The organism is Allobacillus sp. SKP2-8, from assembly GCF_007559355.1.
GTDB classification, from domain to species: Bacteria; Bacillota; Bacilli; order Bacillales; family Alkalibacillaceae; genus Allobacillus; species Allobacillus halotolerans.
In genome coordinates this window covers 39,845-65,559 of the sequence record NZ_VMHF01000001.1, presented here as the reverse complement: position 1 = coordinate 65,559, position 25,715 = coordinate 39,845, and the positions used below count along the sequence as shown (strand labels likewise).

The window sequence follows — 25,715 nt, the reverse complement described above, 5'->3', positions numbered from 1 at the left end:
CTCCTTACGCTTTTTTAATTCTAAACAACGGTTGTCCGTATTCAACCAACTCGCCGTCTTCAACTAATATTTCTACAATTTCTCCGTTTACTTCGGCTTCGATTTCATTAAATAGCTTCATTGCTTCTACAATGCATACAACAGAGTTACCTTCTACTCGATCCCCTGTTTTAACATATGGATCCTCATCTGGTGATGGGGAGGCATAAAATGTACCAACCATCGGTGAGGTAATTTCATGATCATAATCTGTAGGAGTATCTACTGCCTCTTCTTGTTTTTCTGCTGGTTTTTCAGCTGTTTTTTCTGGTTGGCTTGCCGCTTCAGGTTTCTCAGATGTTGATGCTGGAGCTGATTGTTCAGTTGGTTGCACTACTGAAGGTTGAGCGGTTGGAGCAGCCGGCGCTTCTCCTGTTCCTTTCTTTAAATGAACCTCAGCATTATCTGTTTCATACTTAAATTCTGTAATTGATGACTCGTCAATTAATTTGATCAGTTCGCGAATCTCTTGTACCTTTAGCATATCATTGGCACTCCTTTTCAATTTAATCATGCGTTAATGGTTTAATTGTACGATAAATGGCAATCAATGTTCAACTTAATTTTCACAACTATTTGCCAATAGCGAACAAAATCAAGCTCGCAGGTAAGTCAATTCAGCCTTTAGACTCATTCATTTTAAGAAGATGACATTACATCCATCAAGGCTTAACAAAACAAAAACACCAACCAAGATTAATGATCCCGATTGGTGTATAAATGAATGTATCAAATTCATAATTAAGCTTGATCTTCCTGTTCTTGCTCTTGTTCTTCTTCCTCTTGCGTATCATCTGATTGTTCATCATCACCGGATTCGTCTTGCTGTGACTGTTCATTATCACCAGATTCGTCTTGGTCTGGTTCATCACCGGATTCCTCTTGCTGACTGACCTCACCTTGATACTTTACTGAAACGTCCAGCATACCAAATTCATCACGCGCCATTTGCATAATATGGTTGGCATCTGTTTTGGACAACTCATTGGCCATAACAGTAACATTTACATTTGTATCGTCTTTACGAACAAGGACATCTTCATAGTCTTTTTCCTGAATGATCATCTTTTCTAACAAAGATTCTTTTTGAGAAACGGTTTCAATGGAATAGATTTGGTCCATGGCGTCATTTTTTTCTTCACTAGTCGCTGTAGTGGAAGAAATGACTTCGGAGAGCTTTTCTTTCATTTCACTTCTAGCATCTTCCGTTTCGAGTCGGATGGTTTGGAAATAATCACCTGTTGGTAGCTCAGATACGACGAAATTTTCACTTTCAGCATCGTCACCTTCTTCTTCATCTGAACGTTCTTCTTCTTTTTGGTCATCCTCTAAATCACTCATCGCTGCTTGGTCATCACCCGGAAGCATATAGTACACACTCAATACAATCAATAAACTCAACATTGTAATTAACCAGACTGTTTGTTTCTTTAAAACCATTATATTCCTCCTAACTTTTTGGCATTACTGCTATTCGGTGCGTAGATACATCTAACAACCTTGAAACTGAATCGATTACCATTTGCTTGACCTGAATTTGATCAACCCCCTCTGCAATGACTAACACCCCTCGAATCTCAGGGTTTCTTGTTTGAATCAACAATGGTTCTTCATTATTGTTTTTTCGAATTAGCACTGTTTGATCTTCGACGGTTTCGTCATCAACTGTGCGCGTACCGCCATTCTGATCATCTTCATCGGTTTTTTGATAACTAGTTGTTTGGTTTTTTTCATAAATTTTTAAATCCGAAGCATTTAATTGAACGACAACTTGTACATCGGATACGCCTGCAAGAGCATTCAATGCTTCTGTCAACATATCTTCTGTTTCCTCTTGAATTTGAGTGATGTTCCGTTCATTTGTTTCTTTTTTGGCTTCATTCTTCAGAAATACTTCTTGCTTTTCTGTCATTGGTTGTTCATCCTCTTTCGAAGAATCTGAAAAGATATTTGAAACGAGAATGAACAAGATTCCAACTAGCCCAATTAGCAAAACGTATGATTTTTTAGTAGGTTTTTGACCTTTCTCGGATTCTGTTTGAAACCACTGTTTAAGACCCATCGGATCATCCTCCTTCCCATTCAATTTCAACTGCCTGAAGAGGAAGATCTAATAATGAAGAAATCGACTGTGCGATTTCTATATCACGATCTCTCCGGTCTGTATGGTTACTAGCAGGGATTGATACATCTTCAATTGGTTCGATTAATTCTTGTTTGTTTTCTGCAAGTCTAAATGTAACTTCGTCCATTTGAGGTTCTTCTTCGGTTGCGTTTTCTTTCATCTGGATAGTAATGTCTTGAACACTTACGCCATATGTAGCCATCAACTCCTCACCTACCGTGTTTTCTACTTGTTTTTCTAGCTGTTCTAATATATATGCATCAGTGGAGGCTTGTATTTCTATTTTTTTATCAGAAATCTCTTTTTCTATATCTTTTTCTCCTTGTAAGAATTCCTCCAACTGTATTTGCGAAATGATTTGATCAGGTTCCACTTGGAAAATCATTTTCAATGGATGAAGAAATAATAGAAACACAATTAATCCAAATACGAGCTTAATTACTTTTTCATGCGAATTTTTCGGAATCAATAAGGAGACAATTGTCGCCAAGAAAATAAATAAGACGATTTGCGAAACCCAGTTCATTAAAAATGACATTGGAGACACCTCCTTAGCGGATCATCAGCGTCATGTTACTGACAATAATTAACATCACAATCGCAAAGAAAAACATGAGTGACATGAGTAATAAAGCAACTAAAATATATAGAATGTATTTTCCCATTACATCGATTAAATCCACGACTGGACCATCGGCAATCGGTTGAAGTACTGCAGAAGTCACTTTGAAAATCAATCCAATCACAAGTACCTTAATGACAGGAAATAAAGTAATCAACAAGATGATGATGACACCTGCAATCCCGATCGAATTTTTTAATAATATGGAAGCTGAGAGAACTGTATCCGTAGCATCTGTGAACATCCGGCCTATGACAGGAATAAAATTGCTTGTCACATACTTGGCAGCTCTGATCGCGACACCATCTGTCACAGCAGCATTCACACCTTGCAAAGACATGAGTGAAACAAATAAGGTTAAAAATGCACCCATAATGACAAAAGCAACATATTTAAATAGATCAGCCAGGCGTGAAACGTTAAACTCCTCGTTAACGAAACTAGCAATATGTAAAATTGCTGAAATGAATAGTAACGGTAGAACCAACTTACTGATCAGAACTCCTGAAACTTGGGTAAACACAAGTATTAATGGTTGAAAAAAAGCAACCGTCGCAACATTTCCAAATGAAGCCATCAAACTTAACATGAGTGGTAATAAGGCAAACATAAAGTGACTTAGCGACTCAATTGTTTCTGTTGTATAATTAACGGCTTGGTAGAAACTAGATATCGCCACAGTCAATAAAACACCAAAAATAACTAAGTAACTGATCTTACTGACTGAGCTATTTTCAAATGAACCGACGAGAATTTTCAAAAAGACACTCAATAAGGAGAGTAAAAATAGCATGCCGATTAACTTGCCATTTGTACGCCATTCTTCCAAGAAAAACAGTAGGAACCCATTGAACCAATCTTTAATCGAAAAGATGGATCCATCTTTTACAGCATCCAACCAATGTTCATCTGCAGATAGTGGTATAAATTCACGATATTGTCTGAGTGCGTCCTGCCAATAGACTTGTATTTCTTCGGTGTCGATCCATTGCTCATCCATTTCCAAGTCCATTTGTTGCTCCTCTGCAGTTGCATGTACAGGAATAAAAGCTAAAATCATAAAGACAACGACAGAGAAGGCGACGAAAAACCGCATCGATCTAATCTCCTTTTTATTGCGGAATAAATGACATTAATGTTTCAAGGACTGAGATGAAAATCGGTAAAGCTAATAATAGGATAAAAAGTTTACCGACTATTTCGACCTTGACGGCAACTGAGTTCAACTGAGCATCTTTTAAAAGCTGTGAGATGAATTCTGTCAGATACGCAACACCAATTACTTTGATCATCGTATCTAGGTGCAGCAGTGATACATCGAATTTAGAAACAATGGACTGAAATAAATTAAATAGTTGTTCGACTTGGTTTAACACAAACAAAAAAACAAAAATTCCAAGGAGTAAAACGAGTAAAAAACTAATAGACTCATTTTGTTCACGGACGATGACGACTAACATTGCGGCTACCATGATAATAACGAAAAGCTGTAAAATTGATCCCATGTATACCGTTCCTTTACATGATCATTTGTAAGATAAAAACGGATTTAATTTGGTTGAATAAACGGGATAAGTAATCGATGACAATCACTAAGACGATAATAAAGCCAATTAAAGTTGCCCAATGAGCAATGTCTTCCTTACCCATTTGTTTCAGAACGGTATGAATGATTGCGACAATAATGCCGACACCTGCCACTTGAAACAAAATATAAATATCTTGCATCGATTCATCCCCCTCTCCTAAATCAAAACCAATACAATTAAAACGCCTGTCAGTAATCCCAATGTTCGGCTCATATTCGCAAACCGTTTCTCCTCTTCAACAGATTCATTCAACTGCTTATGTAAATGAATCGATGCTAACTCAATTTGTTTCTTTTGTTGCACTAAATCGTGCAATCCTAATGTATCTCCAAATTGCTTCAATACATGGAGATCTTTTTTAGTCAGTGCCAGCCGATGAAAGTGATTTTGAATGGTCTCCTGCCAAACTTCTTGAAGTGAATAATCAACGTGTGTGAGTCGCTTATTGAGATCGTCGAAAAAGTGGGAAACTGGCTCGCTTAATTGTTCAGAAAGTAATTCAAACAATGACTGAATCGGCAACTTTCCAAATGTCATTTCTGCTTCCATTAATTGCAGTGCTTGAATGAATTCGCGTAATTGATTGGTTCTACCTTTAAACTTATTTGATTTATCGATTCCTACCCACGTGCACGTGAACAGGATGAGCAGCATGCCGATCCATTTCATGCTGTACACTCCTTATCCTCTCGGCTCTTTTGATTTCTTCAAACCGATGGTTATATACGTTTTTGACAGTACCAGGTGGGGACAGTCGATCTAGGAAAACAAAGCGCTCGATGGCTCTTTCACGAATTAACGCTTGAATTGAAGGTCTTTTCTGTATATCTTCTATCGATTCTCCGTGAACACTACAGATCAACTTAACTCCTGCATAGACTGCCTCAAGTAACCCTTGTGAGTCTTTTTCATGGCCAATTTCATCTACAACAATCACTTCTGGAGACATTGATCGAATCATCATTATGATTCCTTCTGCCTTCGGACAATCGGACATTACATCCGTTCGATTTCCGACAGGCTGTTGTGGGATACCGTTTAATGTCGCTGCAATTTCATTTCGCTCATCAATTAACCCAACACGATGGTGCTGAAAACCATTCTCTGCATCGCTTATTTGCCTGATGATATCTCGCAAAATAGTTGTTTTTCCTGTTTTCGGTGGACCCACAATCAACGTATTCAACACATTTGAATGGTTGTCCATGATCATTGGACTAATCATCTGAGCAGAACCAATAATTGCTCTAGCAACCCGGATATTAAATGATGAAACATGGCTAATTGCCTTAACCATTCCATCTTGGATATTCACTGATCCACTCAAACCTATCCGGTGCCCTCCAGGTAAAGTAATGAACCCTCTTTTGAGTTCTTCTTCTAACCGATATACAGAATGTTGAGTAATTCGAGCTAAAAATCTTTTCGATTCTTCTTGGGTCAGTTGAATGGAATCAATCATGATCGACCTTGACGTTAATACCACTTCAGTCGGTCGGTGAACCCGAAGTCGAATTTCTTCTAATTCATTCAGTTCACTTGCTGTTATAGATTCTTTTATTTTGCTTACAATATATGGTGGCAACACGTTTAATACTTCTTCCAAAAAACTTCCCCCTTGCTTGTCTTATCTCATTCTATGAGGCGTAGGTTCGAGTTATGCGTTTGAAATCTATTACTTAAGTGATTCTTATTTCGTTAACGCTTAAGAGAATTTCGCGAGAATCATGATATATTTCGTTGTCTGATTAATTTTAATTAAAGAAGGAGTAAAACAGAGGGTAATTAAAAAGTGGTAGAAAGACATTATTCCGGGTATAAAAAAACCTGTAGTTAACGTCTAAATTGGCGTTAACTACAGGTTTAATTTTCATTCAAAATTTAGTGAGCTCTGGAAACATATTTTCCATCGCTTGTACTTATGACTAACCGGTCTCCTTGGTTGACAAAGAAAGGTACTTGTACAGAATATCCTGTTTCTAGTTTTGCAGGTTTTGTTCCACCACTGGCTGTATCACCTTTTATGCCGGGTTCGGTTTCGATTACTTCAAGTTCAACGTTCTTTGGTAATTCAATGCCCAGTGTTTTTCCGTCATAAATCATAACGGTCACTTGGCTATTTTCTTTTAAGAAGTTCAGTTCTTCTTTAATCGTATCTCCTGGAATATCAAGTTGATCATATGTTTCTGTATCCATAAATGTATGGTCTTCATCTACCGAGTATAAATATTGCATTGGGCGACGTTCCAAATGTGCCGTGTTCACTTTCTCTCCAGCTCGGAACGTTTTTTCTTGGGTATTCCCGTTTTCAAGATTTTTTAATTTCGACCGAACAAACGCTGCACCTTTACCCGGTTTTACGTGCTGAAATTCGAGAACTTGCCAAATGGAACCATCAAGCTCGATTGTTTGTCCTGTTTTAAAATCGTTTACTGAAATCATTCATATTCCTCCTCTACTCTCTTTTAAAGAGTAATTAATTCTTTTGTTGAAAAGTTCAGTGGTTCATTGCCATTTTCAGTAATAACAATATCATCTTCAATTCGGCAACCGCCGACATTCGGGATGTAGATCCCTGGTTCAATGGTTACAACCATACCTGGTTTCAACTCGGTATCCGATTTCAAAGATAAGCTTGGCGCTTCATGTACATCCATCCCTAATCCGTGACCAGTAGAGTGTCCAAAATAAGAGCCGTATCCTTTTTCTTCAATATAATCACGGGTAAGTGCATCAGCCTCTTTTCCTGTCATGCCGGCTTTTGTCCCTTCCATTCCCTTGAGCTGTGCCTGTAAAACGGTATCATAAATTTCTTTTAATTGGTCACTGACTTCACCAACGGCTAACGTACGGGTAATATCTGAACAATATCCTTTATATAATGCGCCAAAGTCAAGGGTGACTAGCTCTCCCGATTGAATTTCCTTATCGGAGGCAACTCCATGAGGTAAAGCTCCTCGGTAACCAGAAGCAACAATTATATCAAAGGATGATGACGTTGCACCTTGCTTACGCATAAAGAATTCTAATTCATTCGAAACGTCAATTTCTTTGACGCCTGGTTTAATGAATCCCTGGATATGTTCATAAGCGGCATCTGCAATTTTGCCGGCTTCTTTCATGATTGCAAGTTCTTCATCAGATTTTACAATGCGTAATTTCTCCACTAATCCATTAATTGGAACAAATTCACTCTTTAGCGCATTTTTATAAAGTTCAAATATGGCATAAGTCAAATCTTGTTTCTCGAATCCTAATTTCTTGATTCCCAGTTGTTCGACTTGGGTTGCCACTTCGACGTGAACCGGGCCTTTATGTTCTACAATCGTAAATCCTTTTACTTGATCCTTCGCTTGTTCTGTATACCGAAAATCAGTAATGAAAACAGCTTCATCTTCAGTAACCAATACGACTCCGGCAGTACCTGTGAATCCAGTCATATAACGTCTGTTCTGTCCATTCGTAATCAACATGCCGTCTACACTTTCTTCTCTAATGATTTCTCTGAGCTTATGTAGTTTCTCCATGTTTTTCTCCCCTTTATGATTGTTTTTTCAAAAATGAATAAGCTGCCATTAAGTATCCTTCTATCCCAAATCCGGTAATTTGCCCCGAAACTACAGGAGCTAGATACGAATACTGTCGAAAAGATTCTCTAGCATAAATATTGGAAATATGCACTTCTACGACAGGTGTCGAAATGGCTTCCACTGCATCTCTTAATGCAATGCTTGTATGCGAATAGGCTCCTGGATTAAAAATAATCCCTGAATAGTTGTCATCCGCTTCATGAAGAGCATCAATTAATTCCCCCTCATGATTCGATTGAAAACTCTCTAAAGAAATATCGTGTTCAACCAAGAAGTTTCGCACACGTTTCTCAATCGTTTCCAAATTAACCGTTCCATACACTTGAGGATTTCGTTTGCCAAGCATATTTAAATTCGGTCCATTTAGAAGTAGAATCTTCTCCATGCCTATTCCCCTTTTTTTCCTACAATAATTTTAGTTTATCATAAAATGTACAGGCATGTTATTCATCCGATAATTGTAATCTTATTCTTGAAAAGTAATCCGCTCACCATTCGCATCAAAAGCAATCGTGTAGGCGACGAATACTCCGTACATAACGAACTGGCAAACCGTTGCCGCAATCGTATCCATTTCTAGTTCATTAAAATTTGGAACGTAAGAGAAATATGGGTTTAGCAAAATGAAAAAAACTGCCCATAAGATCACTCCATAGATTACCCCATGAATGACACGTGCGAACTTTTTAAAGAAATAATAATAAATAATTGCCGGAATGGTGCCTAATAAACCAAGGATGAGAAGGCTGATCAGTTCTCCAGACCACCCTTCTGTCCAGCTTCCTGTAAAAAACGAACGAAGGATAAAACTCGCATGCGAAACAGTCGAAAAAGACATGAAGTAACCAAGCGAACTGATTGCCCCCCATAATAACGCACCGACAAAACCAGTTACCAAGCTTTTCACCAGTAAATTTTGATTTTTTCTCGGATAACTTTCCTCACTCATCAAATCACCTCGGTTTTAATTTGGACGATTAAGGGAAAATCATACAATAAGAATAGGTATATAGATATCCAAAAGTGGTATAATGATGATAAATAAAGGTCGGATAGAAAGGAGTGCCTAATAATGAAGTGGGGTAAATGGATAGCTTATGGAATTGCGATTCTTGCTGTAATTGGTTTAGTAGGCCAACTGATTATCAATCCAGGAGGCTTTTTACGAAATATGCTGATGATGATTGGTGTCGCAGTCATTGTTGGTTTTCTACTCTATTTCTTCTTAGTACGAAGAAGAAGCAATGTGAGTAGTGGTTATAAAAAGGCACTGAAGCAGTCAAAACAGATGTATGGAAAATCTGGAGCTAAAGTAAAACCAAACATGAAAGCAAAGACAGGTGGCCAATCAAAACTGCAACGGATGCCGCGGATCAAAAAAAGATCAGGCAATCAACCAGAGTTGCGCGTTATTGAAGGTAATAAAAAATAATAATATGCTTGCTACTTGTAATACAACATCTATGATTGCAACCATAACCCTAGCCAGTGGACTATTAAAAAAGTCCAAAGCTAGGGTTTCATTTTGTCATTTGGCTTCCGATTTTTAAAACACCTTAATGAATCAATTTCAAAAATTTGCGCTCATCGTTGTCAGGGAAGCGTAAAACGTCGTTCAGAGAGTATCAATGCCCGAATCGGAAACGAGATTCTGATTTCGATCGAATAAATAGCGGCTAATCAACCGAATCGAACGCGTGACTCTGATTTCAGTCGAATAGACGACGGCTAATCAACCCGATTGGATGCGAAAGTCTGATTCCAGTCGAATAGACAGCGGCTAATCAACCGAATCGAATGCGTGACTCTGATTTCAGTCGAATAGATAGCGGCTAATCAACCGAATCGAATGCGTGACTCTGATTTCAGTCGAATAGACCGAGTATTAGGTAGCTGGCTAGTCTATCTAGCGAAGACTAGATCCAGAGAAATACAGCTAGTTCAACTAAAGCATTTAAAAAAGAGCAATTATGAAATTGAGTCTTATGAAAACGAACTAAAAAAGATGATCCCGAATTTCGATCGAGATCATCTTTTATTAATTGGTTAATTTTTAAAACTACCATTCATTTAGAACACTGTTCATAGAATAAAGACTGCTTCTCTTTATTCTATTCAATATCTACAATCCACACTTCAACTGAGCACCACAGTTTGTGCATGTGTTGCATCCACCAACGTCTTCAATACTCCCTTGGCGACAAACCGGGCAAGTATCACCGATTTCAGAACCGATGTTCATATTCGTCTTTTCCAACTCTTTAACAGTATCGACAAGGACAACTTTCTTTTCTTCTTCCTCGAACAATTCTGTCTGCTCAGAGAAATCATTTTCTTCGGCTTTCAAGGTTAATACTTGGCTATCTCGACTACCGTCTACATAAACCGTACCACCTTTAGCACCGCCTTTATATAATCTTCTGTACACTTGTTCCACTTGATCGACACGGTACCCTTTAGGCGCATTGACCGTTTTTGAAATAGAGCTGTCCACCCAACGCTGAATGACACATTGTGTATCTGCGTGGGCCTCTGGTGATAGACTCATTGCCGTAACAAACCACTTCGGAAGGTTATCTGGATCTTGCTCTGGATGAAGTTCTAAATATTCGTTTACAATATCCGCTTTAACTTCGATAAATTTACCAAGTCTTCCACTACGATAGTAAGTGAAGGAGAAATATGGCTCTAATCCTGTTGACACACCTACCATTGTTCCTGTTGAGCCGGTTGGTGCAACTGTCAACAAATGAGAGTTTCTAATTCCATATTGTAAAACACCTTCGCGAATATCTTCTGGCATCTTTTGCATATACCCTGTCTCAATGAAACGCTGTCTTAGTTCTTGCGTTTCTTCCTCCGTCTCCCCGATCAAGAATGGGAAGCTACCTTTTTCTTTAGCCAGTTCAATGGATTCACGGTAGGCTGTTGTTGCAATCGTTTCAAATATTTCATCAACCAATTGATTGCCTTCATTGGATCCATATTCCGTTTGACAATAAATCAAGAGGTCATGTAATCCCATAACACCTAAACCGATTCTTCTTTCTCCTAGTGCTTGCACTCTGTTGTCCTCAAGAAAATATGGCGTTGAATCAATGACGTTATCTTGCATACGCACGCCGACTTTTACAGTTTCTTTCAATTTCTCGAAATCAGGTTTCGCTTGCTGCTTGTCCGCAATGGCTGCTAGATTGACTGCGGCCAAGTTACAAACAGAATAAGGCGCTAGAGGCTGCTCGCCGCAGTTATGAACGACGACACCATTAGCAATCAGTGAGTGCGTTTCTGGCTCTGTAATATCATATACTGTTACAACTTCTCCCTCATCAATACGCTCAACTTTCGTGACGAACTTTTCATTTTTTCGGGAAGATTTTGGAACGACCGATAACAAATCTTCTTTTCGTTGAATGTGCTTGAATCCAATTTCTGTTTTAAACAATGACAAGTTATTTCCTGAAATGACTAGTTCATAGAATGGTTTACTTTCATAAACGCTTTCTTCACCCTCTTTTGTTACATAACGGAAATTCATTTGATTACGCTTTTCGCGTGGATAGATTTTTCCATGAATCCCATAGTTCAATAAGAGTAGCTGTGTGTCCTGGAGTAACTCTTTAGATGCAGATGTTAAACGGACCGTACGATGATTCTTATCTTTCGTATATACCGTACCATCAGCACAGAAGAGGCCACGCAAGAAATTGGTTACCGTTGACTTCTTAGCTGTGAAAATAGATTCAGGAACTCTCTTTTCATGCGCACGACACGATGTAACGCCCCATGCATTCATCTGCTCCGTAAATGCTTTACGGTTATAACTTGCTTGGAACGTACCATTTTCTCTTTCCATGACTTTTGGTGTCATACCACTTAATTCATGGCCAATTTCGAGAATTTCAGGGATGATCTCTTGGTCATCTTTACCAAACACAAGTCCAACACGGCGATCTTTTGAAAGCCAGCCATCGCCTGTTAACCAACCTAGGAACAATCCAGCTCTCTCTCCGATCTCGTCGTGATCAGCAAATTGTCCTTCGCCGGATTGAATATAAACGAGGTCTTCTTTCGTCAATTCTTGTGCTTCTTTCCAACCTTTATCCGTATAAACACGATGGTCTGGTGTAACATTTAGCTTCATACCGTTTTTCAATTGTATATCCAATGTTTGTTTTTCTCCTGTTGGAAATACAATCGCTTCACGGTGCGTAATCCCAGGCACTTCTTGATCTCTTCCGTTGACCACCTTAGCTTGCTCAGTCAAACGGTTATCAGTTGCCGTTAAGAAGGATTTGTTGCCGACTTTTTTGTATAATTCTTCAATCGTCATTAATCCGAACTCTGTTGATATTCTTGTAGATGGATGGAAACACGGATTCGTCGCGACGACTTTTTGACCATAAGCAGTAGCATTCGTTTCTTTATTCGCATTATCGATGAAAAAGATCCCTGGTTCGGCTGAGTATGTGGCACAAATATTAATTAGATTCCATAAGTCTTTTGCTTTAATGGTCTTATATGTGCGAATCCCGAAACCTTCTTTTTCCCATTCGCGAACATCTCCAACCTCATGCCAATTAGCATTGTAATAGTCCATTTCTTCGTCCGTATAATTTTCAACATCCGGGAACCTTAACTCATACATCTTATCCTGCTCAACGGCCTCCATAAATTCATCCGTTATACAAACTGAGATATTGGCGCCAGTCAAAAATTCAGGATGATGTACACTGTACGTTCCACCATCACGAAGTTTTTCTTCGGCATCTCTTATGTTTTGGTCAGAAAAGCCTCCCTGGCCGGGAATATGCTTATAATTTACTACACCTTGATACATTTGTGCTTCTGTTTCATTCAGCGGTGTGAATTTGAGCTTGTCTTTGGCCATTTGCTGAATTGTCTCATCTTCAATATTTTCAATCAGATATCTTAAGATTCTCGGGTTTTGCATTTTAGAGATGATGAATTCAATAATGTCTGGATGCCAATCATTTAACATAATCATTTGTGCACCGCGTCTTGAACCGCCTTGCTCAACCAAATGTGTTAGTTTGGCGATATCATCCAGCCAAGAAACAGAACCTGAAGATTTCCCATTAACACCTCTTGCTAGTGCGTTACGTGGTCGGAGTGTAGAACCATTTGTTCCGACACCACCACCACGTGACATAATCTCCATCACTTGTTTACGGTGGTCGCTAATTCCTTCGCGTGAGTCTTTTACAAATGGCATTACGTAACAATTAAAGTAAGTTACATCTGTATTCGAACCCGCTCCATACAAAACACGGCCTGCAGGTATAAAATTCAGATTTGAAAGTTCATGATAGAATTTTTCAAACCAAACTTGTCTTTTTTCAGGATCGGTTTCTACCTCAGAAAGTCCCGTTGCGTTTCGCAATGCAATTTGTTCATAATAAACTTCAAGCGGCTTATCAATCGTACTTAATGGGCGAACAATTTTACCACTTTCTCGCTCCTCTTCTTTTTCAAGCACATGTAAAAATTCACTCTCAACCTGTACGGTAGCTTGGTTGGTATTTTTATTAATCTCTGTAATGAATCCGGTTCCTCGCGCAGGGAATTTCGGATCTTCTTTAATCGTTAAGACGACAAAATCTCCAGCCTTTAATGTTTTTTTCTCTGTGTCTTTAAAGGCATACCGATCTAACATAACTAGGCGAGATACACCTTTATGTGTCGTTTTCATATCTGATGTAATTGGATGTACCTGTGTAAACTGTTTAATATCCTCATTTAATTGTTCAATGTCCAATGTAGCGGTTTTATCTTTCAAACTCTGCATCCGTTACACTCCTTCATCCAAAAATCAATTTGTCTCATCGCATCTTGTGGCTCTAGCTGGTCCTAAGAATTCGACAAAACGCATCGACTTCTGCTATTATAATATTGTTTTCACCATACCAAATCAGCATCAAAAAAGCAACAAAATTCTCCATATATAGTTCTTTGTTATCAATACTACCACTATATATGGTGTCCGAAACATTATAATTAGATTTATTCAAAAATTGGCCGTCCATCATTTTTTAAGCAATTTAATAAATTCATGATATACCTTTGAATCTTATATAAAATCTATTTATAATATACAGTAGAGAAAAGAAAAGAGGGGAATTCAATTGGATATTTTATTTACAATTTTAGTCATCGCAGCGGTCTTGATTATATTCGTTGTCATTCAAAATATACGGCGCCAACGTTACTTGAAAACGTTAACGGAAGATCAATTTATCGAGGGTTATCGTAAAGCACAACTGATTGATGTCCGTGAGCCACAAGAATTTGAAAGAGGACATATTCTGGGAGCTCGTAATATTCCGATGACACAGATGAAACAACGATTGAATGAAATTCGTAAGGATAAGCCAGTCTATCTATATTGTCAAAGAAGTTCACGTTCAAATCGTGCAGCAAGCTTACTGCATAAACGAGGCTATGAAGATTTGAATCAGCTAAAAGGCGGATTCAGTAAGTGGACAGGTAAGGTAAAAGCAAAGAAAAAAGGATATTAATTAAAAAGATGTCAGCTAGGATTGATTTCCTGGCTGACATCTTTTTAATTAAATTTCCGCTTCCCATCTCTCTTGTTGCATCTCTTTCATTTTGTCTTCTGTTTCCTGTGGAAAAGCTGTACGGTAGTTATGATGATCCTGAGGGATAACATCAATCATCTTATCAATCATTTCTTTAGGATCATATTGATTGTTTAAACCTTTTTCTTTTTCCTTCATATCCTCTGCATCACTGAAATTGGTATCTGGGTCAAACCATTTCCACTGTTCCTCTGCCGCTCGATCATTAAACCCTGTGTTGAATGGGCCTGGGTTAATCGTGCCTACTTGTACGTTAAAAGGCTTTAATTCCTTTGCCAAGCTAGATGCCATTGCTTCAATCGCATGCTTTGTCGCAGCATATGGGCCGCCATATGGAGCTCCGAGAATTCCGGCAATCGAACTCATAAACAAAATTTTACCTCTTTTTTTCTCAGCAAACTGTTTTGCTGCGTGTTGGACTGATTTTAATGTTGCAAAGACGTTTATTTCAAAAATTTGACGAAAGCGCTCCATGGGTATTTCAGCCAACGGACCGCGCTCATTGATGGCTGCATTCGCAAGAAAAACATCAAAATCATATCGATTTATCTGATCTAAATCAATTTCATTTGTAATATCCAATTTGAAAACTTCCATTGATAAATTTTTATCGTTGGCTTCACGCATTAGGTCCGTTTTTTGTGAAGTCGTTTCTGTCGTTGCAATCACATGGTGGCCTTTTTTTGCTAAACCAATTGCGGTGCCTCTACCTAGTCCGCTTCCTGCACCTGTAATGAATATCGTTTTGCTAATAGCAAAGCCTCCTTTTTTACGTTTCTTCTATAACTTTCTTCCCTTTTCACATGGTCATAAACGAATGGTGGAACGACACTAGCCGGATCACCTGCCTATAATCGACAAGAAAAAACCCGAACGTGCAATAAAATTGCTTCGTTCGGGTTATCAAGAAATAGTTATTCTTTTTCATATCTTAAAACAGGTTTTCTAGCTGCCAATGTCTCATCCATTCGGCTAACTACCGTCGTATGTGGTGCTTCTTGGACGATTTCAGGATCTTCTTTTGCTTCATTAGAAATCGAAATTAATGCATCGATGAACTCATCCAACGTTTCTTTTGATTCCGTTTCCGTCGGTTCGGCCATCATAGCTTCTTCCACATTAAGCGGGAAGTAGATGGTTGGTGGATGGAATCCGAAATCAAGCAGGCGTTTCGCCATATCTAATGTACGTACACCAAGCTTTTTTTGTTTTTTTCCAGATATAACGAATTCGTGCTTACAATGTTGATCGAATGGTAATTCAAACTCTCCTTGTAAACGACGCATCATATAATTCGCATTCAAGACCGCATTTTCGCTGACCTGCTTCAATCCGTCTGGTCCCATTGAACGGATATACGTATAGGCACGCACGTTAATGCCGAAGTTTCCGTAGTACGGCTTAATCCGACCGATTGAGTCTGGTCGATCGTAGTCAAACGTAAATTGATCGTCCTCTTTCGTCAGTACAGGTTTCGGTAAAAATTTCGCCATTTCTTCGCTAACACCGACAGGACCTGAACCAGGACCACCACCGCCGTGAGGACCAGTAAATGTTTTGTGTAAGTTTAAATGAACAACATCAAAGCCCATGTCACCAGGTCTTGCATACCCCATAATGGCATTCAAGTTCGCTCCGTCATAGTATAAACGTCCGCCAGCTCCATGAACAACTTCAGCCATTTCAAGGATTTCTTCTTCAAAAAGGCCAAGTGTATTTGGATTCGTCAGCATCAATGCAGCTGTTTTTTCACTGACCACACGTTTTAAATCTTCTAAGTCAACAAGACCACGATCATTCGTTTTTACTGTGACAGCATCAAAACCGGCTACCGCTGCAGATGCTGGATTTGTACCATGTGCAGAGTCGGGTACGATGACTTCGGTGCGTTCTGTGTCCCCATTGGCCTCATGATAAGCACGGATCATCATCAACCCAGCCCATTCACCTTGAGCACCTGCTGCTGATTGGAGTGTGAATTTGTGCATGCCTGTAATATTTTCCAAGGAAGTTTGCAAGTCGTACATCAATTCCATTGCTCCTTGCACTGTTTCCTCATCTTGATAAGGATGTACAAAACTGAAACCAGGCAAGCGAACAATTTCTTCATTGATCTTTGGATTGTATTTCATCGTACACGAACCCAGTGGATAAAAACCTGAATCAATTCCGTGGTTTCGCTTAGATAATGCTGTATAGTGTCGCACGATTTGAAGTTCACTGACTTCAGGTAATTCTGGTGCTTCTTTTCGGATGTAATCTTCTTCAAAGTCCGCATCTAAGTCTATGTCAGGAACATCTAATTCAGGTAACTGATATCCTTTTCTTCCTTCTTTGCTCATTTCGAAAATCAATGGAAAGTCTTTTTCTTTAGCCATGGATATCACCCAATTCTTTAACAAATTGATCAATCTCTTCTTTGGATCGAATCTCTGTGACAGCAACCAACATGTGATTCTTAAAAGATTCATCTACTTTTCCTAAATCAAAGCCTCCGATAAATCCTCTGTCGTTCAATTGATTGTTCACATTTTTTATGTCTTGGTCTAGTTTCACAACAAATTCGTTGAAGAAACGATTACTGTATAACACTTCAAATCCTGCATTTTCCAATGCTTTTTTAGCATAACGTGCTTTTTTCATATTTTTTGTCGCCATTTCTTTAATTCCACGTTTACCGATCACACTGAGAAAGACAGATGTCGCCAGTGCATTTAATGCCTGGTTCGAGCAAATATTCGATGTGGCTTTATCACGGCGAATATGTTGCTCTCGCGCTTGTAATGTCAAAACAAAGCCACGACGTCCCTCTTCATCAACGGTTTGACCGACTAGGCGACCAGGTACTTTTCGCATTAACTTTTTGTTCGTTGCAAAATATCCACAATGTGGTCCACCAAACTGTGCTGGAATTCCAAAGACCTGCGTATCGCCAACGACAATGTCAACCCCAAATTCACCAGGTGGCGTTAAGTAACCTAACGCTAGTGGATTACTTGATACAATGGACATCGTCTTTTTTTGTTGTCCTACTATTTCTTGTACGTCTTTTAACGGCTCCATTTGACCGTAAAAGTTTGGATATTGAACGACAACACTCGCCGTATTTTCATCCAATTCAGCTTTCAAATGGTCCAAATCGGTCAATCCATCTTTGATGTCAATTTCGACAACTTCAACGTTCGGGCCTGCTGTATATGTTTTTATGACGTCCATGGATTCCGGATGTATGGCTTTAGAGACCAATACTTTACTCTTTTTTGTTTGAGCCGCACTCAAATTTACCGCTTCAGCAAGTGCTGTTCCTCCGTCATACATGGATGAGTTGGCTACGTCCATACCAGTCAATTCACAGATCATCGTCTGAAATTCAAAGATAGCCTGAAGTTCACCTTGTGAAATTTCCGGCTGATAAGGTGTATAAGCTGTATAAAACTCAGAACGAGAGATCATATGGTCAACAACAGACGGCATGTAATGATCGTATACACCTGCGCCCAAGAACGAGACATGGGATTTTGTATGAACGTTTTTAGCCGCAAGCTGCGTCAATTCCTTAGTTAATTCATGTTCATCTTTGGCTGGTTTTACATCCAGCTCCCCTTGAAATCGAACCTTTTCAGGAATATCAGCGAATAAATCATCGGTAGATGAAATACCGATTGTATCTAACATTTCTTTTTTATCTGTTTCTGTCATCGGAATATATCGATGTTGCATAGAACAATCACCTCTTACTTTCGTTTATAAAATGGTGTCGGGATAATTTTTGCCTTCAATGTCTTTTTCCGGACTTGAATGTCAATCTCTTCACCTTCGTGCGCAAATTCGCTCGGAATGAGTGCTGTACCTAAATTTTTACCAAGTGTCGGTGACTGGGTACCCGATGTCACATGGCCGATGGTTTCTTCGTTTTTCAAAACATCATAACCGTGTCTAGGGATTCCTTTATCAAGCATTTCAAATCCGACTAGTTTTCGAGAAGCACCTTTATTCTTTTGTTCGGTTAATGCTTCTTTCCCGATAAAATCGGTCTCTTTGTCTGTCTTTACAGCAAAGCCTAAACCTGCTTCAATAGGTGAAATTTCTTCTGAGAGATCCTGTCCATAAAGCGCAAGCCCCGCTTCAAAACGAAGTGTATCACGAGCTCCCAATCCAACAGGTTGGATCCCTTCTTCCTGACCAGCTTCGAGAATCGCTTTCCAAAGATCGATGACAGAAGTCGTTGGCAAGTAAATCTCAAAGCCATCTTCGCCGGTATATCCGGTTCTAGAAACGATTGTCTTGCCATCAATTCCGTGGAATTCAACGGAATCATCAAACCGGAAAAATTTAATTTCTTTCAGATTTGTTTCGGTGAGTTTTTGTAAAATTTGTTCAGCCTTTGGTCCTTGGAGTGCAAGCTGTGCATATTCGTGAGAGACGTTATCCACTTCAACTCCGTTTATTTGGTGCTGCTTTAACCAATTAAAATCTTTTTCGGTATTGGCAGCATTCACTACAAGTAAGTAGTCATTCTCATCGAGTTTATAAATGAGAAAGTCATCAATGACGCCACCTTGTTCATTGCACATGAATGTATATTGTGCTTGACCAATTTTGATCTTAGACACATTATTGGTGACCATCTTTTGTAAGAAGTCTTCGCTGTTTTCTCCCTTTACAGCGATCTCCCCCATGTGTGAAACATCAAATAATCCTGCCTTCTCTCGAGTTGTGTGATGTTCTTCTTTAATTCCAGCGAATTGAACGGGTAATGCCCAACCGCCAAAATCAATTGTTTTCCCTCCATATTCCTTATAAACCGGATATAGAGGTGTTTGCTTTAACTCGCTCATAAGTCCCCTCCTCCATTGAACATAAAAAAAGAGAATACCAAATAAAAACATTCGGAATTCTCTCTGTCCTGTCACCTGAAAGTTTCACAGAAATCAATCACTGCTTACATCTTTGGTGGTCTATAAATTTAGACTCTCTCCAGAGGTGCGTCCTACAAGGGTTCTTTTGCCTGAGAGATTCGTATTCCTACTTGCTCCGTCGGCGCTGGTTCCCCAGTCTCTCCCCTTGTAATCATTCGCGTGTTGATATTCTATTTTTTGCACATACTACTCTAATGAATCTTTATTTATATTATACCATAAGTATCAGTCGACTGTAAGCGGTTTTAACAACTCGTCAGAAAAGGAGGAATTGTCTGGTATGAACGTTCAAATCAATCAACAATTAGTATCAGAGTGTCAAGAACTACAGAAACAAACAAATTGTGATTGGCGAACATTCAAGCAAGCCTATGATATTACAAAAATGAAAAGCACCCAGGGTGAACGACTCGCATGTCTTTCTTTTTTACCTGAACTAGAACCAATGCCGCATCAAAAAGAAGCAGCTGAAAAAGTGCTTCACGAAATGCATGGACGTGCAATCTTAGCTGATGAAGTCGGCCTTGGCAAAACAATTGAAGCAGGGTTGGTCTTGAAAGAATTAATGATCAAAGGGCTTGTCAAAAAAGTATTGATCTTAACTCCCTCCTCATTAATTCGTCAATGGGAACAAGAATTGAACCAAAAATTTTTCATTCCTGCCAGAGCCAAGCACCGTTCCTATGATTGGACGTTATATGAAGTTGTGGTGACTTCTATTGATTTGGCGAAAAAGTCACCGCATCAGGAAGAGATTCTTCAACAAGAGTACGACATGCTGATTGTTGATGAAGCACATCGATTAAAAAATAGTCAAACGAAAAATTACCAATTCGTTAAAAACATCAAAGCAACCTATTGTTTGTTGCTTACAGCTACACCGATTCAAAATAAGCTGGATGAAATCTATAATTTAGTGCAAATTGTAAGACCTGGCCTTTTAGGTGAGAAAAAGGCTTTTAAACAACAATTGAAAAAAGATCCAGAAACACAAGAAGCAATGAAGCAATTGATTCAAACATCGATGGTGAGAAACTTACGCAAAGAGACTCAAAATCAGTGGACCGAACGGAATATTGAAACCATCTATGCTGAGTTTTCCGAGGAAGAACAGGCATTCTACGATTCAATCAATGACGAACAGCACAACCATCCATTGACACAATTAACCTTTAAACGAGGAATCTGTTCAAGTAGAGAAGCTTGTTTTCAAATGTTGACTAAAAACCAAACCGAGCATGCCATTGATCGAATCAATGAATTAAAAGAGCTTCCTCACCATGCGAAGGCGATACAAACAATGAATTTTATTAAAGAACTTGGTGAGAAATGCATTATTTTCACTGAATATAAAGCGACTCAAATTTATTTACAGTGGTTACTTCATCAACATGGATTGCTAGCTGTAACCTATAATGGAGATTTTCGAAAAAGCAAAAAACAATGGATGCTTCACCTATTTGAGACTAAAGCAGACGTGTTAATTACAACGGACGCAGGTGCAGAAGGCCTTAACTTACAGCATTGTAGAAACATGATTCACTATGACTTACCTTGGAATCCGATGAAGTTGGAACAACGAATCGGTAGAATTCATCGATATGGTCAAACGCGCAATGTTCGAATTTTTTATATGATCCTTAAAAATACCGTTGATGAGAAAATACTTCATCTCCTATATGAAAAGCTCGATCTATTCGAAGGTGTCGTCGGTGAGCTCGATCAAATTCTAAGTGATATCGGTGTCGGAAAATTTGAGGATGAAATGAAGGAAATACTCTCTGAATCCGCTAGTGACAAGGAAGCATCCATCAAATTGGATAATTTAATAGAAGTGGCTAAATCGCACCAATCAGAAAGGAAGGCTTTTAATGAAACAAGTTGAAATACAACCATTCTTAATCGACTTCTTTGAATCGAGACAAGCATCCATCGTGGAAAAATCCGATGGTATTTTAACGATTAAGTTAACTGAACAACTGGATGAACAGTTGATGAATAGGCCTTTTTATTGGCAGTATGTGAAGAAGCTAGGTAAGGTCGGCGAAACGATGAGCGTAACTTTCATTACAGCAGAAGAAAAAAGAGAACAGGTTAAAGGAGAGTGGATTCACTTCGGTTCTCCTCGACTGGATCAGATCTTCAAAATCATCCAACAAGAGGGTGCGTATACCGTCCTTTACGAGGATTGCCAGTCTAACGAAACAATGAAAACAGCCCTACACCCTTGGTTAGTGTGCAATATACGTGTGAAGTATCGTGGATACCAGTCAAAAGATGAGCTTGTAAGTGTTGGCATTCGCTTAATTGATGGAACAATGCGCTTTCAGATGATGGATGAAATGGAACACAAAAACTTTGTTTCAGCTGTGCCGAATTTTTGTTTCACCTTGCCGAAAATCATTTCTGACGAACGAGCTGTTGAGCGAGTAACCGAAGAGCTCAAACAACGAATTAAACAAAAATCATCGGACTTTGTCAATAAATCTCACAAACTTTATGAGCGTGAAATGAATATGTTGAATAAGTTGATTATCGATGATGACAAAGACGATGCAGATCACCAACGAGCAAAGGACCAAATATTTGAGCGTTTATATCCACAAGTAGACTTGGAATGGATCAATTTAGGTTGCTTTTATGTATCCGAGCAAATGTCGAAAGAATTAATTTCTTAATAGGGAATATGACATTATTTTCAATTTGTTGTTGAAATACTTTTTGGTAAGCTTAATAATAAAAAGTTCTAAAGGAGATAAATAAATTATCTCCTTTTGACTTTTAAAGACCGGTTACGTATAACTACATTAGGTGGATAATTTCTTCAGCAATTTCATGTTTTTTGCGTCCGTCCGTAGAAATCATATAATGTGCAGCTTGTTTGTACATGCTCTCTCGTTTTAAATATAGCTCTTTTCTTTCTTCTTTAGACTTTTGCCAAAGTGGTCTCGTTCCATCTTCCTCAACTAACCGCTTCATGATTTCTTCAAAACTTGCATGTAACCAAAATGTATGGAAGTGTTGCTTTAATCGAATTCGGCTTTGTTTTCTACTTATAATTCCTCCTCCCGTGCTAACAATCACATTCTTCCCAGTCCATTTATTTAACTCTTCTTCCTCTTTATTTCGAAACCATTCTTCTCCTTTTGTGTCAAATATGGCTCCAATCGTCATATTTGTGTTTTTCTCAATCTGTTCATCTAAGTCAATCACCGGGTACGCTAATTTCTTTCCAAGAAGCTGACCGATTGATGTCTTACCCGATCCCATAAAACCAATGAGTGCGATCGGCTTCATGTTTATCATCCTTTCATAAGGAGGTTATCATTAGTGAAGCAACCAGAAGTAATATCGAATGCTTTATTAACGGACGCTACTATTTATTTAGCAACGGACATTCACTTCTCCCCAGGTTCAAATGAATGTCATATCTATTTTAGAATCAATGGCTATCGCTGGTTCTATAAAAAAATCCCTCGAAATCAATATCAATCATTATTAAGTTACTATAAGTTTCGTTCAGGTATGGACATTGCTGAAAATCGCTTACCTCAAGATGGAACCCTTTCTTTACAGGTAGAAGAGAACACTTACTTTTTGCGATTATCCACCCTTCCTTTAAAGGATACAGAAAGCCTTGCAATTCGTGTTTTGCCGGAGCAATACGAACCGAATATTGAAGAGTTGTTCGTTTTTCCATCACAGGCTAAACAACTAATGAAATGGTTGAAAGTCTCTTCTGGAATCATTTTATTTACAGGCCCTACAGGAAGCGGTAAATCCTCAACAATGTATGCACTCCTAAAACAAGCTACAAAGGAATATGGCTTTCAATCGATCACGTTAGAAGATCCAATCGAACAATCCGTTGATAAAATTTTACAAGTTCAAGTGAATGAAAAGTCCGGATTTGATTACGATGTAGGACTAAAAGCAGCCTTGCGTCATGACCCAGACATTATTATGGTCGGTGAGATCCGTGATGAAAAAACAGCGAAATTTGCGATAAGAGCAGCTCTTACTGGTCATCTTGTTTTATCTACATTACATGCAAGAGACACGTTTGGCACATTATCAAGATTAAAACAGATGGGCATTCCTCCAAGTGATTTACGTGAATCAATTATTGGCATTGTTGCACAGCAGCTTGTTGAGCTATCACCAACACATAAAGGGAACGGTCTTACTTCAAGGTCAGCGATTGCCGAATTGCTTTCGGGCCAAGCCTTAGAGCGGGCAATCGAAGGAATTTCTCCTATCAACCATGAAGATTTCCTTTCCCTCGATCGAATAAGGAGGAGAGCTCATGCGGAAGGGATTGTTCAATACAGTTCAAACAAAAAAGCTAAATCTCAGCACACAAGTGACATTTTTAAATCGGATGGCTAAATTACTAGAACGAGATCACTCCATGAAGCAAGCGCTGGAATTTTTGACCTATGATCCCCAACTCGGCCACCTAGCAAAACAGTTTGTTCGTTCATTAGAAAAAGGAACATCATTAAAAGATTGTTTCAAACAACATGACTTCCAGCCAATCGTTGTATCTTTTTTATTTTTCTCCAATGAATCTGGAAATTTAAGTGAGCATCTCATCCACTTGAATCGATTGCTGACCATGAGATTAGAATTTCAAACAAAACTCAAAAAATTACTTAGATATCCTCTTTTTTTGTTGACTGTTTGTATTATTTTGTTATTCGCACTGAATATGTTTTTACTCCCCATGTTTGAAAGGTCATTTCGGAGCATGGGGGCAGTTGGTTCATTACCGACATACCAGCTAATTCTGCAAATAACTCAAACGCTATTCTTGAGCCTTTTAATTGGTGGCATCATTGCTTCTCTGCTGCTTTATAAGTTCCATCGTCAATCTAATGTTGAAAAAAAGATTGCATTATATGAAAAAACGCCCCTTTTTCATGGTATTTTCAAAATGCTCGTAACCGCACAACTTTCCTATCAATTAGCCTCACTGTTACAAAGCGGAAAAACTATTAAAGAAGCTATCCTGATCATTCAAGAGCAAGACTATATGCCCTCCATCCAATACTTCGCTTCATTACTTGCAGACAATTTGAAAACAGGCATGTCTCTATATAACGCTTTTAAAGACCTCCCCATCCTGGAATCGGAGTTTAAGTTAATGATCAAACGTTCCACTGAACAAGGTACATTAGCAAAAGACCTTCAAAACTATACAAACCTTGCGATCGACTCAATGGAAGAAAAATTAAAAAACGCCATGATGGTTATACAGCCTGCAATCTACATTGTTTTAGGATTGATGATTGTACTGATTTATTCATTCACTTTGTTTCCCATGTTTCAAATGATTAACCAACTATAACGAGGATAAGGAGCTTGATGATGAAAAATATAATGAACCAAAAAGGTTTCACGCTAATCGAAATGCTTATTGTATTATTGATTATATCTGTTTTGATTTTAATTACGGTACCCAATTTAACAAAACATAATGATACCGTGGATGAGAAAGGGTGTGAAGCATATAAAAAAATTGTTTCTTCACAAGTCCAATTATATAAACTGGAAAATCAAGAATTTCCGACGATTGACCAACTTGTCGACAGTGCTTACATTGAACAATCTTCTTGTCCGAATGGTTCTCCATTATCCATCAACAAAACGACGGGAGAAGTAACAGAAGTAAGTGAGCCTTCAAGTGGAAATTAAAGCCAATCGACCATCCAACCAAGAGGGCTTCACACTTATTGAAATACTGGTTGTATTATCGATTGTTTTGATCCTCTCTCATTTCTATCTTTCGGTTCAAAATCGACAACCTTCTGAAGACACAGTGGATCAATTTCTGGAAACATTTGAAAATGACCTTTTTTATTTACAACAATATACAATGACCAAACAAATTATGCCCCAATTGTATTTCGACCCTTCCAATCATATGTATTCCATTCGTCATGCTTCCTTTGCCCAACCATTGATTGAGAGAAAATATCGAGAAGACATTCAAGTCAAGCTCAATAACTTTAAAAATCCTCTTACGTTTACTTCACGAGGAAACTTATCAAATCCCGGGAGTTTTCAAATTATTTTTAAGGATTATAGATTCAAAATAACATTCAGCTTTGGAAAAGGACAGTTTAAAATTGAGAAAAATAAAACAAGCATGCAACGAATTAACTCAATCATCTAAAGGATTTCTTCTAATTGACTTTTTGTTAGCTTT

General features: G+C 38.5%; 27 protein-coding genes and 2 riboswitches. Of the genes, 8 read left to right on the top strand and 19 right to left on the bottom strand.

Annotation, left to right across the window (positions count from 1 at the left end):
* Positions 1-4: 4 nt before the first annotated feature.
* From accB to FPQ10_RS00290, 13 genes are all read right to left on the bottom strand, one after another.
* Positions 5-523, bottom strand: coding sequence for an acetyl-CoA carboxylase biotin carboxyl carrier protein (gene accB / locus FPQ10_RS00350; RefSeq protein ID WP_144158529.1), 519 nt, complete (start codon positions 521-523; stop codon positions 5-7).
* Between the two features lie 257 nt (positions 524-780).
* A complete protein-coding gene (locus FPQ10_RS00345; protein ID WP_144158526.1) occupies positions 781-1,479 on the bottom strand; it encodes a SpoIIIAH-like family protein in 699 nt (232 codons plus the stop codon).
* Positions 1,480-1,489: 10 nt separating this feature from the next.
* Positions 1,490-2,101 (bottom strand): stage III sporulation protein AG, encoded by a 612-nt coding sequence (gene spoIIIAG / locus FPQ10_RS00340; RefSeq protein ID WP_144158523.1) that lies wholly within the window; start codon positions 2,099-2,101, stop codon positions 1,490-1,492.
* 4 nt (positions 2,102-2,105) lie between these two features.
* Complete coding sequence (gene spoIIIAF / locus FPQ10_RS00335; protein WP_144158520.1) at positions 2,106-2,702, bottom strand: stage III sporulation protein AF; 597 nt, start codon at positions 2,700-2,702, stop codon at positions 2,106-2,108.
* A 13-nt stretch (positions 2,703-2,715) separates the two neighbouring features.
* A complete protein-coding gene (gene spoIIIAE, locus FPQ10_RS00330; RefSeq protein ID WP_144158517.1) occupies positions 2,716-3,882 on the bottom strand; it encodes a stage III sporulation protein AE in 1,167 nt (388 codons plus the stop codon).
* A gap of 16 nt (positions 3,883-3,898) precedes the next feature.
* Positions 3,899-4,291: a stage III sporulation protein AD gene (gene spoIIIAD / locus FPQ10_RS00325; protein WP_144158514.1), complete on the bottom strand. Its 393-nt coding sequence runs from the start codon at positions 4,289-4,291 to the stop codon at positions 3,899-3,901.
* A gap of 13 nt (positions 4,292-4,304) precedes the next feature.
* Positions 4,305-4,514 carry a stage III sporulation protein AC gene (gene spoIIIAC, locus FPQ10_RS00320; RefSeq protein ID WP_144158511.1) on the bottom strand — a complete coding sequence of 70 codons (210 nt, stop codon included), beginning with the start codon at positions 4,512-4,514 and terminating at the stop codon, positions 4,305-4,307.
* A 17-nt stretch (positions 4,515-4,531) separates the two neighbouring features.
* On the bottom strand, positions 4,532-5,044 hold the full coding sequence (gene spoIIIAB / locus FPQ10_RS00315) for a stage III sporulation protein SpoIIIAB (RefSeq protein ID WP_144158508.1): 513 nt from the start codon (positions 5,042-5,044) through the stop codon (positions 4,532-4,534).
* A complete protein-coding gene (gene spoIIIAA, locus FPQ10_RS00310; protein WP_144158505.1) occupies positions 4,986-5,981 on the bottom strand; it encodes a stage III sporulation protein AA in 996 nt (331 codons plus the stop codon). Before spoIIIAA ends, spoIIIAB begins: the two co-directional genes overlap by 59 nt.
* Positions 5,982-6,256: 275 nt before the next feature.
* Positions 6,257-6,817, bottom strand: coding sequence for an elongation factor P (gene efp / locus FPQ10_RS00305; protein WP_144158502.1), 561 nt, complete (start codon positions 6,815-6,817; stop codon positions 6,257-6,259).
* A gap of 23 nt (positions 6,818-6,840) precedes the next feature.
* Positions 6,841-7,902 carry a M24 family metallopeptidase gene (locus FPQ10_RS00300; RefSeq protein ID WP_144158499.1) on the bottom strand — a complete coding sequence of 354 codons (1,062 nt, stop codon included), beginning with the start codon at positions 7,900-7,902 and terminating at the stop codon, positions 6,841-6,843.
* Positions 7,903-7,915: 13 nt separating this feature from the next.
* Entirely contained in the window at positions 7,916-8,350 is a 435-nt protein-coding gene (gene aroQ, locus FPQ10_RS00295) for a type II 3-dehydroquinate dehydratase (RefSeq protein WP_144158496.1), read from the bottom strand.
* Positions 8,351-8,431: 81 nt separating this feature from the next.
* Positions 8,432-8,914: a YqhR family membrane protein gene (locus tag FPQ10_RS00290; RefSeq protein WP_144158493.1), complete on the bottom strand. Its 483-nt coding sequence runs from the start codon at positions 8,912-8,914 to the stop codon at positions 8,432-8,434.
* A 123-nt stretch (positions 8,915-9,037) separates the two neighbouring features.
* On the opposite strand from FPQ10_RS00290, the gene FPQ10_RS00285 reads away from it, so the two are divergent.
* Positions 9,038-9,397, top strand: a complete 360-nt coding sequence (locus FPQ10_RS00285; RefSeq protein WP_144158490.1) for an SA1362 family protein — start codon at positions 9,038-9,040, stop codon at positions 9,395-9,397.
* Between the two features lie 690 nt (positions 9,398-10,087).
* On the opposite strand, the gene FPQ10_RS00280 is transcribed toward FPQ10_RS00285, so the two are convergent.
* The gene (locus FPQ10_RS00280; protein WP_144158488.1) at positions 10,088-13,774 is read right to left on the bottom strand and encodes a vitamin B12-dependent ribonucleotide reductase; all 3,687 of its coding nucleotides are present in this window, start codon (positions 13,772-13,774) and stop codon (positions 10,088-10,090) included.
* A gap of 337 nt (positions 13,775-14,111) precedes the next feature.
* On the opposite strand from FPQ10_RS00280, the gene FPQ10_RS00275 reads away from it, so the two are divergent.
* Positions 14,112-14,504 carry a rhodanese-like domain-containing protein gene (locus FPQ10_RS00275; RefSeq protein ID WP_144158485.1) on the top strand — a complete coding sequence of 131 codons (393 nt, stop codon included), beginning with the start codon at positions 14,112-14,114 and terminating at the stop codon, positions 14,502-14,504.
* Positions 14,505-14,552: 48 nt separating this feature from the next.
* Here the strand turns inward: FPQ10_RS00275 and FPQ10_RS00270 are convergent, their stop codons facing one another.
* The 4 genes from FPQ10_RS00270 to gcvT all read right to left on the bottom strand — a co-directional run bounded on the left by FPQ10_RS00270 (position 14,553) and on the right by gcvT (position 19,423).
* Positions 14,553-15,338 carry an SDR family oxidoreductase gene (locus FPQ10_RS00270; RefSeq protein ID WP_144158482.1) on the bottom strand — a complete coding sequence of 262 codons (786 nt, stop codon included), beginning with the start codon at positions 15,336-15,338 and terminating at the stop codon, positions 14,553-14,555.
* 161 nt (positions 15,339-15,499) lie between these two features.
* Entirely contained in the window at positions 15,500-16,963 is a 1,464-nt protein-coding gene (gcvPB, locus tag FPQ10_RS00265; protein WP_144158479.1) for an aminomethyl-transferring glycine dehydrogenase subunit GcvPB, read from the bottom strand.
* Positions 16,956-18,305, bottom strand: coding sequence for an aminomethyl-transferring glycine dehydrogenase subunit GcvPA (gcvPA, locus tag FPQ10_RS00260; protein ID WP_144158476.1), 1,350 nt, complete (start codon positions 18,303-18,305; stop codon positions 16,956-16,958). Before gcvPA ends, gcvPB begins: the two co-directional genes overlap by 8 nt.
* Positions 18,306-18,319: 14 nt before the next feature.
* Positions 18,320-19,423, bottom strand: a complete 1,104-nt coding sequence (gene gcvT, locus FPQ10_RS00255) for a glycine cleavage system aminomethyltransferase GcvT (RefSeq protein WP_144158473.1) — start codon at positions 19,421-19,423, stop codon at positions 18,320-18,322.
* Between the two features lie 61 nt (positions 19,424-19,484).
* A riboswitch (glycine riboswitch) is annotated at positions 19,485-19,568 on the bottom strand.
* Between the two features lie 3 nt (positions 19,569-19,571).
* Positions 19,572-19,659: riboswitch (glycine riboswitch) on the bottom strand.
* A gap of 125 nt (positions 19,660-19,784) precedes the next feature.
* Here gcvT and FPQ10_RS00250 point away from each other — a divergent pair.
* Together FPQ10_RS00250 and FPQ10_RS00245 are read left to right on the top strand one after the other, a co-directional pair.
* On the top strand, positions 19,785-21,389 hold the full coding sequence (locus FPQ10_RS00250) for a DEAD/DEAH box helicase (RefSeq protein WP_144158470.1): 1,605 nt from the start codon (positions 19,785-19,787) through the stop codon (positions 21,387-21,389).
* Positions 21,376-22,182, top strand: a complete 807-nt coding sequence (locus FPQ10_RS00245) for a YqhG family protein (protein ID WP_144158467.1) — start codon at positions 21,376-21,378, stop codon at positions 22,180-22,182. Before FPQ10_RS00250 ends, FPQ10_RS00245 begins: the two co-directional genes overlap by 14 nt.
* Before the next feature lie 124 nt (positions 22,183-22,306).
* Here the strand turns inward: FPQ10_RS00245 and FPQ10_RS00240 are convergent, their stop codons facing one another.
* Positions 22,307-22,801, bottom strand: a complete 495-nt coding sequence (locus tag FPQ10_RS00240) for a shikimate kinase (protein ID WP_186278477.1) — start codon at positions 22,799-22,801, stop codon at positions 22,307-22,309.
* Positions 22,802-22,834: 33 nt separating this feature from the next.
* Between FPQ10_RS00240 and comGA the strand changes: the two genes are divergently transcribed.
* The 4 genes from comGA to comGD are packed head-to-tail and all read left to right on the top strand — an operon-like array spanning position 22,835 to position 25,682.
* Positions 22,835-23,893, top strand: a complete 1,059-nt coding sequence (gene comGA, locus FPQ10_RS00235; protein ID WP_144158461.1) for a competence type IV pilus ATPase ComGA — start codon at positions 22,835-22,837, stop codon at positions 23,891-23,893.
* Positions 23,811-24,854, top strand: a complete 1,044-nt coding sequence (locus FPQ10_RS00230; RefSeq protein WP_144158458.1) for a type II secretion system F family protein — start codon at positions 23,811-23,813, stop codon at positions 24,852-24,854. The genes comGA and FPQ10_RS00230 overlap by 83 nt, the downstream gene beginning before the upstream one ends.
* Positions 24,855-24,874: 20 nt before the next feature.
* Positions 24,875-25,201, top strand: coding sequence for a competence type IV pilus major pilin ComGC (comGC, locus tag FPQ10_RS00225; protein ID WP_144158455.1), 327 nt, complete (start codon positions 24,875-24,877; stop codon positions 25,199-25,201).
* Complete coding sequence (gene comGD, locus FPQ10_RS00220; protein WP_216686552.1) at positions 25,191-25,682, top strand: competence type IV pilus minor pilin ComGD; 492 nt, start codon at positions 25,191-25,193, stop codon at positions 25,680-25,682. The genes comGC and comGD overlap by 11 nt, the downstream gene beginning before the upstream one ends.
* Positions 25,683-25,715: the final 33 nt, after the last annotated feature.

Bases quoted from the DNA above. Each gene is read 5' to 3' on its own strand.
- accB (WP_144158529.1), bottom strand. From the start codon at position 523: ATGCTAAAGGTACAAGAGATTCGCGAACTGATCAAATTAATTGACGAG.
- FPQ10_RS00345 (WP_144158526.1), bottom strand. From the start codon at position 1,479: ATGGTTTTAAAGAAACAAACAGTCTGGTTAATTACAATGTTGAGTTTA.
- spoIIIAG (WP_144158523.1), bottom strand. From the start codon at position 2,101: ATGGGTCTTAAACAGTGGTTTCAAACAGAATCCGAGAAAGGTCAAAAA.
- spoIIIAF (WP_144158520.1), bottom strand. From the start codon at position 2,702: ATGTCATTTTTAATGAACTGGGTTTCGCAAATCGTCTTATTTATTTTC.
- spoIIIAE (WP_144158517.1), bottom strand. From the start codon at position 3,882: ATGCGGTTTTTCGTCGCCTTCTCTGTCGTTGTCTTTATGATTTTAGCT.
- spoIIIAD (WP_144158514.1), bottom strand. From the start codon at position 4,291: ATGGGATCAATTTTACAGCTTTTCGTTATTATCATGGTAGCCGCAATG.
- spoIIIAC (WP_144158511.1), bottom strand. From the start codon at position 4,514: ATGCAAGATATTTATATTTTGTTTCAAGTGGCAGGTGTCGGCATTATT.
- spoIIIAB (WP_144158508.1), bottom strand. From the start codon at position 5,044: ATGAAATGGATCGGCATGCTGCTCATCCTGTTCACGTGCACGTGGGTA.
- efp (WP_144158502.1), bottom strand. From the start codon at position 6,817: ATGATTTCAGTAAACGATTTTAAAACAGGACAAACAATCGAGCTTGAT.
- FPQ10_RS00300 (WP_144158499.1), bottom strand. From the start codon at position 7,902: ATGGAGAAACTACATAAGCTCAGAGAAATCATTAGAGAAGAAAGTGTA.
- aroQ (WP_144158496.1), bottom strand. From the start codon at position 8,350: ATGGAGAAGATTCTACTTCTAAATGGACCGAATTTAAATATGCTTGGC.
- FPQ10_RS00290 (WP_144158493.1), bottom strand. From the start codon at position 8,914: ATGAGTGAGGAAAGTTATCCGAGAAAAAATCAAAATTTACTGGTGAAA.
- FPQ10_RS00285 (WP_144158490.1), top strand. From the start codon at position 9,038: ATGAAGTGGGGTAAATGGATAGCTTATGGAATTGCGATTCTTGCTGTA.
- FPQ10_RS00280 (WP_144158488.1), bottom strand. From the start codon at position 13,774: ATGCAGAGTTTGAAAGATAAAACCGCTACATTGGACATTGAACAATTA.
- gcvPB (WP_144158479.1), bottom strand. From the start codon at position 16,963: ATGGCTAAAGAAAAAGACTTTCCATTGATTTTCGAAATGAGCAAAGAA.
- gcvPA (WP_144158476.1), bottom strand. From the start codon at position 18,305: ATGCAACATCGATATATTCCGATGACAGAAACAGATAAAAAAGAAATG.
- gcvT (WP_144158473.1), bottom strand. From the start codon at position 19,423: ATGAGCGAGTTAAAGCAAACACCTCTATATCCGGTTTATAAGGAATAT.
- FPQ10_RS00250 (WP_144158470.1), top strand. From the start codon at position 19,785: ATGAACGTTCAAATCAATCAACAATTAGTATCAGAGTGTCAAGAACTA.
- FPQ10_RS00245 (WP_144158467.1), top strand. From the start codon at position 21,376: ATGAAACAAGTTGAAATACAACCATTCTTAATCGACTTCTTTGAATCG.
- FPQ10_RS00240 (WP_186278477.1), bottom strand. From the start codon at position 22,801: ATGAAGCCGATCGCACTCATTGGTTTTATGGGATCGGGTAAGACATCA.
- FPQ10_RS00230 (WP_144158458.1), top strand. From the start codon at position 23,811: ATGCGGAAGGGATTGTTCAATACAGTTCAAACAAAAAAGCTAAATCTC.
- comGC (WP_144158455.1), top strand. From the start codon at position 24,875: ATGAAAAATATAATGAACCAAAAAGGTTTCACGCTAATCGAAATGCTT.